This window comes from Mycobacterium sp. 3519A, assembly GCF_900240945.1.
GTDB lineage: Bacteria > Actinomycetota > Actinomycetes > Mycobacteriales > Mycobacteriaceae > Mycobacterium.
The window spans coordinates 733,028-744,804 of sequence record NZ_OESG01000013.1; the positions used below are offsets into that span (position 1 = coordinate 733,028).

14 protein-coding genes are annotated in these 11,777 nt (G+C 67.7%); 11 read left to right on the plus strand and 3 right to left on the minus strand.

The features are described 5' to 3' along the window. Window positions 1-60: 60 nt before the first annotated feature. From rplM to C1A30_RS11400, 10 genes are all read left to right on the plus strand, one after another. Window positions 61-504 carry a 50S ribosomal protein L13 gene (rplM, locus tag C1A30_RS11355; RefSeq protein WP_067794451.1) on the plus strand — a complete coding sequence of 148 codons (444 nt, stop codon included), beginning with the start codon at window positions 61-63 and terminating at the stop codon, window positions 502-504. A gap of 5 nt (window positions 505-509) precedes the next feature. Next, entirely contained in the window at window positions 510-968 is a 459-nt protein-coding gene (rpsI, locus tag C1A30_RS11360) for a 30S ribosomal protein S9 (protein ID WP_197518505.1), read from the plus strand. A 224-nt stretch (window positions 969-1,192) separates the two neighbouring features. Beyond that, on the plus strand, window positions 1,193-1,615 hold the full coding sequence (locus tag C1A30_RS11365; protein ID WP_101948431.1) for a hypothetical protein: 423 nt from the start codon (window positions 1,193-1,195) through the stop codon (window positions 1,613-1,615). 329 nt (window positions 1,616-1,944) lie between these two features. Beyond that, window positions 1,945-2,502 carry a hypothetical protein gene (locus tag C1A30_RS11370; RefSeq protein WP_142392589.1) on the plus strand — a complete coding sequence of 186 codons (558 nt, stop codon included), beginning with the start codon at window positions 1,945-1,947 and terminating at the stop codon, window positions 2,500-2,502. Between the two features lie 112 nt (window positions 2,503-2,614). Further along, a complete protein-coding gene (gene glmM / locus C1A30_RS11375; protein WP_101948433.1) occupies window positions 2,615-3,952 on the plus strand; it encodes a phosphoglucosamine mutase in 1,338 nt (445 codons plus the stop codon). Window positions 3,953-3,996: 44 nt separating this feature from the next. Then, window positions 3,997-4,302: a type VII secretion target gene (locus C1A30_RS11380; RefSeq protein WP_101948434.1), complete on the plus strand. Its 306-nt coding sequence runs from the start codon at window positions 3,997-3,999 to the stop codon at window positions 4,300-4,302. A 3-nt stretch (window positions 4,303-4,305) separates the two neighbouring features. Beyond that, entirely contained in the window at window positions 4,306-5,649 is a 1,344-nt protein-coding gene (locus C1A30_RS11385; RefSeq protein WP_101948435.1) for a hypothetical protein, read from the plus strand. Window positions 5,650-5,673: 24 nt separating this feature from the next. After that, on the plus strand, window positions 5,674-6,243 hold the full coding sequence (locus C1A30_RS11390; RefSeq protein WP_160112735.1) for a DUF6624 domain-containing protein: 570 nt from the start codon (window positions 5,674-5,676) through the stop codon (window positions 6,241-6,243). A 33-nt stretch (window positions 6,244-6,276) separates the two neighbouring features. Next, a complete protein-coding gene (locus C1A30_RS11395; protein ID WP_101948437.1) occupies window positions 6,277-7,563 on the plus strand; it encodes an HNH endonuclease signature motif containing protein in 1,287 nt (428 codons plus the stop codon). A 36-nt stretch (window positions 7,564-7,599) separates the two neighbouring features. After that, the gene (locus tag C1A30_RS11400; protein ID WP_101948438.1) at window positions 7,600-8,205 is read left to right on the plus strand and encodes a DUF2878 family protein; all 606 of its coding nucleotides are present in this window, start codon (window positions 7,600-7,602) and stop codon (window positions 8,203-8,205) included. Here C1A30_RS11400 and C1A30_RS11405 read toward each other — a convergent pair. After that, window positions 8,168-9,040: a LysR family transcriptional regulator gene (locus C1A30_RS11405; RefSeq protein WP_101948439.1), complete on the minus strand. Its 873-nt coding sequence runs from the start codon at window positions 9,038-9,040 to the stop codon at window positions 8,168-8,170. The two genes, C1A30_RS11400 and C1A30_RS11405, sit on opposite strands and share 38 nt — an antisense overlap. Before the next feature lie 70 nt (window positions 9,041-9,110). Here C1A30_RS11405 and C1A30_RS11410 point away from each other — a divergent pair, with 70 nt between their 5' ends. Continuing rightward, a complete protein-coding gene (locus C1A30_RS11410) occupies window positions 9,111-9,827 on the plus strand; it encodes an SDR family oxidoreductase (RefSeq protein WP_101948440.1) in 717 nt (238 codons plus the stop codon). Here the strand turns inward: C1A30_RS11410 and C1A30_RS11415 are convergent. Then, window positions 9,824-10,861, minus strand: a complete 1,038-nt coding sequence (locus C1A30_RS11415) for an LLM class F420-dependent oxidoreductase (protein ID WP_101948441.1) — start codon at window positions 10,859-10,861, stop codon at window positions 9,824-9,826. The two genes, C1A30_RS11410 and C1A30_RS11415, sit on opposite strands and share 4 nt — an antisense overlap. A 37-nt stretch (window positions 10,862-10,898) precedes the next feature. Next, a complete protein-coding gene (locus C1A30_RS11420) occupies window positions 10,899-11,744 on the minus strand; it encodes a dienelactone hydrolase family protein (RefSeq protein ID WP_101948442.1) in 846 nt (281 codons plus the stop codon). Window positions 11,745-11,777 lie beyond the last annotated feature (33 nt).

Below are 11,777 nucleotides of genomic sequence, written 5' to 3' on the forward strand. Positions count from 1 at the left end.
GAAACGCCTGACCGGCACCCGGGTCACCGGGATCCAACCCGAATAGAGAAGGTAGACGCTGTGCCTACATATACGCCGAAGGCGGGTGACACCACGCGGTCGTGGTACGTCATCGACGCCACCGACGTGGTGCTCGGCCGGCTCGCCGTCGCAGCAGCCAACCTGTTGCGTGGCAAGCACAAGCCGACGTTCACGCCGAATGTCGACGGTGGCGATTTCGTCATCGTCATCAACGCTGACAAGGTCGCCATCAGCGGCGACAAGCTCCAGAACAAGTACGCCTACCGCCACTCGGGTTACCCCGGCGGTCTGCGCAGGCGCACCATCGGTGAGCTGATGCAGAAGCACCCTGACCGGGTCGTCGAGCAGGCGATCGTCGGGATGATTCCGCACACCAAGCTCGGCCGTCAGATCCAGAAGAAGCTGAAGGTCTACGCCGGGCCCGACCATCCGCACGCTGCCCAGCAGCCGGTGCCGTACGAGATCAAGCAGGTGGCCCAGTGACCGAGATCGTTGAAAACACTGAAACCACCGACGCGGTGGTCGAGACCGAGGCCGCTCCGCGTGAGCCCGTCGTGATCGACCGCCCGATTCAGACCGTCGGCCGCCGCAAGGAGGCCGTGGTGCGGGTGCGCCTGGTGCCGGGCACCGGCCAGTTCCACCTGGACGGCCGCACGCTCGAGGATTACTTCCCGAACAAGGTGCACCAGCAGCTGATCAAGGCTCCGCTGGTGACCGTGGACCGGGTGGACAGCTTCGACATCTACGCCCACCTCGACGGTGGCGGCCCGTCCGGTCAGGCCGGCGCGCTGCGGCTGGCCATCGCCCGTGCGCTGATTCTCGTGCAGCCCGAGGACCGGCCCGCGCTGAAGAAGGCTGGCTTCCTCACGCGCGACCCGCGTGCCATCGAGCGCAAGAAGTACGGCCTCAAGAAGGCCCGTAAAGCGCCTCAGTACAGCAAGCGCTGATCGATTCACCGGGACGCCGGGTGTGCCTATGCACGCCCGGCGTTTCGCATTTTGTCCAGAAGAATTCGTCACATCGAGTTTGAGACTCGCCGTGATTGGGGAGCCCACACGTCGGGAGCACGGGCGCCACAGTGCGTTCGACAGACGATCTGTCGTCGATACGGGTCACTCAGCCAGCTCGTTGGGGGATCGGCCGTTGCTTCCTGACTGAAAGGGATAGATAGATGCATAACCGTGTGAAGCTTGCGTCCGCGGGCGCCGTTCTGGGCGGAGCCCTCCTGGCAGCTGGCGGCCTTGGACTCGCGCACGCCGCTCCGCCGGCAGAGTCCGTCGTCAACGACGCCAAAATCAACGTCACCGTGACCGCAGACGGTCAGCAGGTGGGCACCCTGCAGGACGTGTCGCTGGCCAGCGCGGAGGCCTTGGCCGCCTCTGCCTGCCCCAGTGCCGGAATCACCACCCAGGCCCTGCAGGCGCTGGACGTGAGCGGAACGCCGGTGCCGGGCAGCTGCGCGGCCGCTGAGGGTGGTCTCACCTTCACGTTCGCCCAGAACAGCCCGGGACAGTCCGAGAACGCGCCTGGTCAGAACGAGCTCGAGCCGTCGAGCCCGACGACCGCGGCTCCGACCACCACCACCGCTAGGTAGGTCGGTCTAAGCGAACCTCACCGCCCGCATCCTCTGGGTGCGGGCGGTGAGTCATTTTCGGAGATTGTCTTCGGGCTGCAGTAAACGCGGCGATCGGAACTGAACAGCAACTTATTGACCGCCAAGCTAATTAGACCTGGGAAGGGTATTGACGCCGTCAGAAATTATTCTGTGATTTTCGGTTTGGGAACCCGCTTGATCGAGGAAAGAACGCTGCGGAAGCACGGGTGCTAATCGCGCAAGCGAGCGCTCCCATCTCCGGTGCGACGTCACGGAGCTGGTCGGGGGACCGGTTCACTGGCTTCCCCGAACAGGAATGGAGTATTTCTATGACGTCACGGCTTATGCGGCTACTTGCCCTGATGGTCGCGGTGGCGACCCTCGGGCTCTTCGGAGGGATCGGCGCCGGGACAGTCGGCGCGGCCCCGCCGGAGGTCGTCGGCAAAAAGACCGTGCAGGTGCGCGGCACGGCTGACGACGGGTCGAAATTCAACGGCCAATTCACGGTGACGCAGTTCCGCCAGGCTGCTGCCGGCGCACCGACACCCGTGGAGGCGGTCGGAGACCTCACCGGCAAGCTGATCCACCCTGGCCAGGGCGTCGGTGCCCAGGATGTATCGCGGTCAGGTGTCGCCATGCCTGCCGCGGTTGCCCAGGCCAGCTGCGAGATTCTCGATCTCGTGCTTGGGCCGCTGGACTTGAATCTGCTCGGCCTCGAGGTGCACCTCGACACGGTGCATCTGAACATCACCGCGGTGCCAGGGGCGGGGAATCTGCTCGGCAACCTGCTGTGCGCAGTGGCCGGTCTGCTCGATCCGTCAGGTGCCATCACGGACCTGCTTCAGTTCGTGAACCTGCTGAATCAGCTGCTCGGCTTGCTCGGCTAACCGGAAAGGCCCTCACCGCCCGCATCACACCCGAGTGCGGGCGGTGAGCTTTTTCGGTCGTCTCCGCCTGGCAGTTGGCTCTCCGGCCGCCATTTATGAGAAGTTTGTCGGCATGGCTCGACTGTTCGGCACCGACGGGGTGCGCGGCGTCGCCAATCAGGATCTGACCGCTGAGCTGGCGCTCGGCCTGGGTTCCGCGGCGGCGCGCCGCCTCGGCAGCGTCGGTGGGCACGCCCGCCGGATCGCCGTGGTGGGCCGCGATCCGCGGGCCAGTAGCGAGATGCTCGAGGCCGCGGTGATCGCCGGGATCACCAGCGAGGGTGTCGATGCGCTCCGGGTGGGCGTGCTGCCGACGCCCGCGGTGGCCTACCTGACGAACGCGTACGACGCCGACTTCGGCGTGATGATCTCGGCGTCGCACAACCCGATGCCCGACAACGGCATCAAGATCTTCGGCCCTGGCGGCCACAAGCTCGATGACGCCGCCGAGGACCGCATCGAGGAACTCGTCCATCAAGGACCCGGCAGCCGCCCCACCGGTGCAGGCATCGGCAGGGTCGTCGACGCCGAGGACGCCCTGGACCGCTACCTGCGCCACGCCGCGAAGGCGGTCACCACGCGACTCGACGGCCTGACCGTCGTCGTCGACTGTGCGCACGGGGCCGCATCCGCCGCCGCGCCACGGGCGTACCGAGCGGCGGGCGCCGACGTCATCGCGATCAACGCCGAGCCCAACGGGCTCAACATCAACGACGGCTGCGGCTCGACACACATGGAGCAGCTGCAGGCCGCGGTGGTGTCGCATGGCGCAGACCTCGGCCTGGCGCATGACGGCGACGCCGATCGGTGCCTGGCGGTGGACGCCGGCGGCCGCGTCGTCGACGGCGACGCAATCATGGTCATCCTCGCCCTCGCGATGCGCGACGCCGGTGAGCTCGCGTCGAACACGCTGGTGGCGACCGTGATGAGCAATCTCGGGCTGCATCTGGCGATGCGCGCCGCGGGCATCGAGGTCCGCACCACCGGCGTCGGCGACCGTTACGTGCTCGAAGAGCTTCGCGCAGGCGAGTATTCGCTCGGCGGCGAACAGTCAGGCCACATCGTGATGCCCGCGCTCGGGACCACCGGCGACGGGGTGGTCACCGGATTGCGGCTGATGTCGAGGATGGCGCAGACCAGGTCGACGTTGGCGGCGTTGGCTGAGCCGATGCACACTCTGCCCCAGGTGTTGATCAACGTCGAGGTGGCGGACAAGGCCACCGTGGCGGACGCGCCGTCGGTGCGGTCAGCGGTGGCCGAAGCCGAGGCACAGCTCGGCGATACGGGCCGAATCCTGTTGCGGCCCTCGGGAACCGAGCAGGTCGTCCGCGTGATGGTCGAGGCCGCCGACGAGGACACCGCTCGACAGGTGGCCGTTCGCGTCGCCGAATCGGTCAGCGACCACCGCTGAAACGCGATGGAACCGGCGCGGCCTCGCCGGCGTCGTAATCAAACATGGGAGAACGCAACGCGGCCCGTGTCGACGTTGTGGCGCTCTACGGTGCTGCGCGGGGATACGACGCCGCCGCAGACACCGTGGACGCCGCAGTGCGGACGCATCTGACCGGATTGGCCTTCGACGGTGGCACCGCGGGGCGCGACCATGTCGCGAGCGGAGATGCGGTGCGCATGGCGGTCGACGACGTCGTCGACCGATTGCCGCAGTGGTCGCGGGCCGCTCGGGAGATCGCCGCCGCGCTTCGCGCGTCCGCCGACCGCTACACCGACGCCGACGCACGCGCGGCGAACCGTCTGGGGTGAGCCGTGGCCGAAAAGTTCGATGTGGCAACGCGGTTGGCCGAAGGCGCGGCCGCGGTGGACGACGTGCAGAGCTACGTGTCGGCGTGCCGCTCGCTCGGCTACCAGGACCCGGACCTGACGCTGAATGCGCAGCAAGTCCGCGACTGGTACGGCAGCGAGGACGGGCTGGATCTGCGGGCGCTGGACGCGGACTGCGCCGCGCTCGAGGCGGTGGTGGCGGCCGTCGAGGATGCCCGGACACAACAGGAGCAGCACCTCGCCGCGGTGTCGGCAGCATGGCAGGGCAGCGGCGCTGAGGCGTCGCGAGAGTTCCTGCGGCGACACGGCGAGGCGGCCACCGCCGCGGCGGCGTCCACTCGCACCGCTGCCGATGCGATGGCCGCGTTGCGCGACGACCTGTGGCATGCGGTCGACGGGAAGGTCGCTGCGGCGCTGGCGATCGCCGATCGCAGTGCGGCGCGTCGGGCGGACTGGTTGGCGGCCGCTCAGACGGTGACGACAGGGTCGGGTGATCGGGCGGCGGCCAGTGAATTGGTCGACCAGGAGATAAAGCCGTTCATAGACAACGACATTCGGCAGGACTGGTTGACCGCAATGCGTTCAGCCTCAGCCGCGGTGACCGATGCCTACGACGGCGCGACGGCCACGCTCGGTGCCGAGCCTGCGCCGACGTTCGCGGTGCCCGGCGACCTCGGACCGGTGTGGACGCCGCCGCCCGCGGAAGCGGTTGCGACGACGCCGGCATCGTTCGTGGCATCACCGTCACCATCGCCGGTTGGCAGTGCACCGCCGTCATGGGGCGGGGCATCGCCGGGATTTGCGGCATCGCCGCCACCACCGGAACCCCCACCTGCGCCCGCCGCGTTGCCCGATCCCGCACCGGCCGCACCGATGGCATCGCCGGGGATGCCCGCGATGGGTGGACTGCCTGACGTGGGTGGCGGGTTGTCCGGCATCGGGCAGCAGCTCGCCGATGCGTTCGGCGGTCTGCTCGGATCGGCCGGTGATGAGCTCGCCGACCCGCCCGAACTCGACGAGCCTGATGGGCTCGACGACGAGGAGGCCGACGAGCCGAAAGACGAAGAGGCAGAAGCTGATTCCGACGAAGAGCCGCTAGCCGCCGAAGCGGACCGCTGTGAGACCGGTGGCCCACTCGAGGAGGGGCCGCCGTTGAGTGAGCCGCCGCCGGACGATCCGCCGCCACCGGTTGAGCCGCTCGTCCCCGCGGCCGAGCCTGCGCCGACATCCCCACCGCCACCACCACCGCCCGAGCCTGAGCCGGAACCGGTTGCGGGCGAAACGCCGTGTGAGATCGCGGCCGACGAACTACCGCAAGTGGGGGAGTGAATGGTGAGGGCGAAGCCGCCGCTGATGAATGACGTGGACTACGAACTGGTGGACATGGCGGAGAAGGGACGCGCAATCTGGGCGTACGTATCCTCAGAAGACCCGCTGTTCTACGGCCATCACCGGTTGATGGAAGAGCCTTGCCGGCGAAATGCCGAACGGCTCAATGGCATCTTCGACTCTGTCGGATGGCCGAACAACTGGGCTGCTGATTGGTTGCTGTACCACTCGATCTGGTCGCCGAACGTGATGCGAAGAGGTCTCGGGCTGATGCGGGCAGCGGAGCGGCGAGGTGAGACCGAATCCCTCTATGTCGCGCTCCTCGAGGACCGGATCTCGATGCTGGAGGGAAAGCCGCAGCAGTACGGAACTCAGCTGGATTGGGATTCCGATGGCTTAATCAGTCCCCTTCCGATTGCCGACGCCGCGGATGTCGACGTGCGCCGGGCGGCAGTTGGGCTCGGTCCGCTGGCTGTGGAACTCGAGGAGATCCGGGCGGAGGCGCGAAAGCATCGCGAGGTGGCGCCCACCGATCGAGAGGCACGCAACGCAGCCGTGGATGCGTGGGCTCGGTCCGTCGGTTGGCGAAGCTGACTCTTGTCGTGGGGTGGTGGTAGTGTCGAACATATGTTCGAGTTCAGGGTGTTGGCGGAGGTGGATCCGCGGGCTGATCAGGGGGCCTTGGTCGAGCAGATCGCGTGGTTGGAGGCGGTGAAGTCGGCTGCGGCGGCGGGGCAGGCCCGCGCGGCGGCGGCGTTGGCGACGGCGCGTCGGGCGGCGGAGGTGGCGGCGGGGGTGCCCAAGTCGCGGCAGGGTCGTGGGTTGGGCAGTGAGGTCGCCTTGGGGCGCCGCGAATCGCCGAATCAAGGTGGTCGGCTGTTGGGGGTGGCGCAGACGTTGGTCGAGGAGATGCCGCGCACGCTGGCCGCGATGGAATGCGGGGTGCTCTCGGAGTGGCGGGCGACGTTGATCGCGCGCGAGTCGGCGTGTTTGGCCGTGGCGGATCGGCGGCTGCTGGACGCTGGGATGTGCGGTGATGTCTCGGCGTTGGAGGGGCTCGGTGATGGCCGGATCAGCGCCAAGGCCAAGGAGATCGCCGCCCGGTTGGGTTCCGCGGCGGTGGTGGATCGGGCGGCCAAGGCTGAGGCGGATCGCAGCGTGACGGTGCGCCCGGCGCCCGATTGCATGGCCCGGGTGACGGTGTTGTTGCCGATGCGTCAGGGGGTGGGGTTGTGGGCGGCATTGAAACGCCAGGCTGACACCACCTTTGATGGGCGTTCGCGGGGTCAGGTGATGGCTGATACCGCCTATGAACGCATCACCGGCTGTCCGGCGGTGCAGCCGCAGTCGGTGGCGTTGAATTTGGTGATGACCGATGCGGCGTTGTGGGGCAGCGACAATGCCCCGGCGATCCTGGACGGTTATGGGCCGGTTCCGGCGCCGCTGGCCCAACAGTTGGTCGGCGATGCGGTCGCTGATGAGCGGGCGCGGGCCAGTCTGCGGCGGTTGTATCGGCACCCGCGCGGTGGGGCGTTGGTGGCGATGGAGTCGCGGGCGCGGGTGTTTCCCAAGGGGTTAGCGAAATTCATCGGGGTGCGGGATCGCACCTGTCGTACTCCGTATTGTGATGCCCCGATCCGGCATCGTGATCACGCCATACCGCGGCATCGCGGTGGTCCGACCAGCGCCGGCAACGGGTTGGGGGCTTGTGAGCGGTGCAACTACGTCAAAGAAGCAGCCGGTTGGCGGGTGTCCACCGCGCTGGACAACGGCACCCACAGCGCCGAATTCGTCACCCCGACCGGCAAGACCTACCGCTCCACCGCACCGCCGCTGCCCGGGGCCCCACTGATCACCATCAGCGAACTCGAAATCCGCATCGGCGTCGAACTCACCGACCTACACGCAGCCTGACCCGAGGGCGGGTGGTGCGGCGTACCCTCTCACTGCGTGAGACTGGGCATACCGGAATTCGCGTTGCTGTTCACGCTGGGCGCCGCCGCGTCGCTGATCGGCGACCACAGCCATGTGGCCACCGGGACGACCGAATACCTGACTGACGCTGTGCCTTTCATCTGGAGCAGTCCGATCTGGTTTCCGCTTCTCGTCGCGTTCGCGACCGTGTCGCTTGCCGAGTTGCGGTTGCGGATGCGGGCTCCGCGGACGACCGTCACCGTGCGCCAGGGCCTGGGTGGTGTCGCGGCTGTCGTCGGGATCTACATCACCACCGCGCTCGAGCACACGGCGCCAGCCGTTCCGGTGACGGTGCTGATCTACACGCTCGCAGCGATTATGTGGTGCGTACTGGGCGACGGCCCTGGTGCCGTGTGCGGTGTGGTCGCGGCAATTGTCGGCCCGATCATCGAGGCGGTGCTCGCCGCTGCCGGCGTGTTCCGCTATGCCGACGACTCGGACTCGCTGCTCGGGGTGGCCCCGTGGTTGCCGGCGCTGTACTTCGCGTTCGGTGTCGTCGTCGGCGTGCTCGCCGAGATCGCCGCCAAGGACCGGCAGCCGACCGTCAAACAGTCTGCTCCCGGCACGCCAACGCCGCGGTGACAAAGGCGTCGCGGGCCGGATTGTCAGTCGCCGCATCCCAGATCAGCGTGACCTTGCTCGGGCCGAGGTCTTCGATCGGCAGCACCCGCACATCGGGCCTGCGGTAGTACGCCGCGGTCGATTGCGGCAGGATCACGACACCCGCACGCGCGGCGACCTGTTCGAGCTTCTCTTCGACGGTGTGCGCTGTCTGGCCGCCGCGACGAAACTCGGGCAACGCGATGTCATACCACTCCGGCACCGTGGCCGGATCCTGCAGCAGACGCCTGCTCGCCAAGTCGGCCAATCGGATGGCCGGCTTCGTGGCGAGCGGATCGCCCGCGGACAACGCGACGACTCGCGGCTCCTCCAGCAGCGGCGCGCTGCCCAGCCCGCGGTGATCGATCGGCTCGCGCGCATAGACCACGTCTGCCTCGCCGCGCCGAATGACCTCGATCTGGTCCGGCCACCCGACCTGAAAGACCACGGCGCGCCGCGTCGGGTCTTCGGCCTCGAACGCGGCCGCAGCCGCTGTCGCCAACAGACCGGGCATCACGGCTACCGTCACCGTCACCGTCTGATCGGCGACCCGAGATAGCCTCTGCCGCAATGCAGTTGTCTCGGCGAGCAGAAAACGGGCATCCTCCAGCAGCTGCTTGCCCGCGATGGTCAACTCGGTGCCGCGCGAGTCGCGGGCGAACAGTTGCACCCCGAGTTCGCCTTCGAACGAACGAATCTGCCGCGACAACACCGGCTGCGCGATATGCAGCCGCTCGGCGGCGCGACCGAAGTTCAACTCCTCGGCCACCGCCACGAAGTAGCGGAGCTTGCGCAAATCGAGATCGGATGCCGCCATACCGCAAGGGTATCGCCGAGCGGCGAAAAGAGTGTTGGACGCGGCCCCGAACCGTCCCGACAGTGGAGACATGAGCTTGAAGAACGCAAGAGTCCTCGTCATTGGCGGCACCTCGGGTATCGGCCTGGGTGTCGCATCCGCAGTGGCCGAACGCGGAGCCACCCCGATCGTCGTATCGCGCCAGCAATCCAGTGTCGACCGCGCCCTCGCCCAACTGCCGGACGGAGCCCGCGGCGCCACCGTCGACCTGACGGACCCCGACTCGCTGAAGGCACTCGCCGCCGACGTCGGCGACATCGAACACCTGGTCTTCACCGCAGGCGAGTCACTGGCACTGGTATCGCTGGACGAACTGACCCCCGCGATCATCGACCACTACTACCGGACCAGGCTCAGCGGCGCGCTGAGCGCGATCAAGGTGTTCCGCCCCCGCATCACGGACGGCGGCTCGATCACACTGACCAGCGGCACCGCGGGCGAGACACCGAGTTTCGGCGCCATGCCGGTCAGCATCTGCGGAGCGATGAACGCGCTGACCAAGGCGCTCGCGTTCGAACTGGCACCGATCCGGGTCAACGCCGTCGCTCCTGGCGTCGTGCGCACCCCGCTGTGGGACTCGTTCAGCGAGACCGACCGGCAGGCGCTGTATGAGCAGACGGCACAACAGCTTCCGTTGGGTCGTATCGGCGAGGTCGCCGACACGGCGCTGGCCTACCTGTACTGCATGGAGCAGCAGTGGGGCACCGGCGTCGTGCTGACCGTCGACGGCGGCACCCTGCTCGTCTAGAGCATGCCCTGCAATTCCTCGACGAACCGCACAGATTCCCGACGGTCACCCGAAAGTGGTTGCAGCAGAAGCGTGGTCGCGCCGCCCGCGGCGAATGCGGCCAACCGCTCCTTGACGTAGGCGTGCGGCCCGACCAGCGAAACACTGCGCACCAGTTCGTCGGGGACCGCCGCGATCGCCTCTTCCTTCTTGCCGCCGAGGTAGAGGTCCTGGATGTGGTCGGCCACCTCGCCGAACCCGTAACGGGTCGCCAGGTTGTGGTAGAAGTTGCGGCCGCGGGCGCCCATGCCGCCGATGTAGAGCGCCAATTGCGGCTTCACCCAAGCCAATCGGTCGTCGACGTCGTCCCCGATCGCCAACGGCGCACTCACCATGATGTCCAGCGGACGCAGTGACGGGTCGCGTTTCGCATACCCGGCGCGCAATGACTCGCCCCATACGTCGTCGGCCTTCTCCGGATAGAAGAACACCGGTTGCCAACCCTCGGCGATCTCGGCGGTGAGTTCAACGTTCTTCGGGCCCAGCGCGGCAATGGTGATCGGAATGCGGTCGCGGACAGTGTGATTGATCAGATGCAGCGGCTTGCCCAGCCCCGTGCCGCGGTCGGCGGGCAGCGGTATCTGGTAGTACTTGCCGTCGTAGCTGACCCGTTCGCGGCGCCACACCTGCCTGCAGATGTCGACCACCTCCCGCGTGCGGCCGAGCGGCGCGTCGAACGGCACGCCGTGGAAGCCCTCCATCACCTGCGGACCGGAGGTGCCGATGCCCAGCCGGAAGCGGCCGTCGGAGACGTAGTCGAGGCCAGCGGCGGTCATCGCAAGCAGCGACGGCGTGCGGATGTAGATGGGCACGACACCGGTGCCGAGTTCGATCGTGGACGTCTTGGCCGCCAGAAAGCCCAGCTGACTGATCGCGTCGTACGAGTAGGCCTCGGCCACCAGCGCGATGTCGACCCCGATCTTCTCCAGTTCGACGACCTCGTCGACCGCCTCGAGAAAGCCGCCCGCATAGTTGAGAAAGATCCCGGTCCGCATTACGAAGTTATACACCCAACCGGTTGGTTGGCCCGCGTCAGGGCTTCAACAGCGCGACGACCTTGTTCTCCAGGTCCACCGGATCATCGGCGAACGGGTCGACCGCAGGCGCCTTCGGCAGGTCGGCTTCGGGGTCGGCGAAGTCGGCGTAGGCCTTGTCGCCGGTCAGCGTGTGCAGCAGATAACCGGTCAGCAGCGCCCGCACCACCTTCTGCGTGCTGCGATCGGCACCGGGCAGCCCCACCACCCGCGCCAGTCGCCTGCCTTCGATCAGGCCGCCCGCCTTCGCCTTGTGCACGGTGCGAAGCGTCGCGTTCTTCCACACCCGCGTCAGCTCAACAGCGTTGGAGCGCAACGTCATCGGGTCGCCCGGCGCCGTCAGCACCAGCCCTGGCACCGCCAGCGACGCGGCGGGTTCCTCGGCGGGCGGCTTGGTCACGGTCGGGAACAAAGCCGCCACCGCCTTCGGCTTCACCGGCAGGCCCGCGGCCGCGAACACCGCCGCCGAGCCACCGAAACCGTGCCCGACCAGCCCGAGCTTGTCCGGGTGCACGCTGATCTTTCCCTGCCCCAGTCGCACCCCGGCAATGATGTCCAGCGTCGTGCCGAGGTCGAAGGCCAGATTCAGCACCGACGGCGCGACGCTGCGCTCTGTGTCGGGGGCCGCGGCGACAATGCCCCACGACGCCAGGTGCTCCAGCGTGCCCTCGTAGCGATCGGCTCTGGCCAGCCACTCGTGAGCAAATGCCACACCCGGCAGATTGAGCCCGGTTTCCGGCGTGTAGACGATCCCCGGCATCCCGGCGAAGGCCAGGTCACCACGCAGAACGCGGTGCGGTCCGCGGCGGGTCAAAGCGGTGAAAAGCTTCTTCGTGCGCGCCACCATCGAACCGTAGCGCAGCAGGTGTGACCCAGC

Excerpts from the sequence above, each read along its gene's own strand:
- C1A30_RS11365 (WP_101948431.1), top strand. The coding sequence starts at position 1,193 with ATGCATAACCGTGTGAAGCTTGCGTCCGCGGGCGCCGTTCTGGGCGGA.
- C1A30_RS11370 (WP_142392589.1), top strand. The coding sequence starts at position 1,945 with ATGACGTCACGGCTTATGCGGCTACTTGCCCTGATGGTCGCGGTGGCG.
- glmM (WP_101948433.1), top strand. The coding sequence starts at position 2,615 with ATGGCTCGACTGTTCGGCACCGACGGGGTGCGCGGCGTCGCCAATCAG.
- C1A30_RS11380 (WP_101948434.1), top strand. The coding sequence starts at position 3,997 with ATGGGAGAACGCAACGCGGCCCGTGTCGACGTTGTGGCGCTCTACGGT.
- C1A30_RS11390 (WP_160112735.1), top strand. The coding sequence starts at position 5,674 with ATGAATGACGTGGACTACGAACTGGTGGACATGGCGGAGAAGGGACGC.
- C1A30_RS11395 (WP_101948437.1), top strand. The coding sequence starts at position 6,277 with ATGTTCGAGTTCAGGGTGTTGGCGGAGGTGGATCCGCGGGCTGATCAG.
- C1A30_RS11405 (WP_101948439.1), bottom strand. The coding sequence starts at position 9,040 with ATGGCGGCATCCGATCTCGATTTGCGCAAGCTCCGCTACTTCGTGGCG.
- C1A30_RS11410 (WP_101948440.1), top strand. The coding sequence starts at position 9,111 with ATGAGCTTGAAGAACGCAAGAGTCCTCGTCATTGGCGGCACCTCGGGT.
- C1A30_RS11415 (WP_101948441.1), bottom strand. The coding sequence starts at position 10,861 with ATGCGGACCGGGATCTTTCTCAACTATGCGGGCGGCTTTCTCGAGGCG.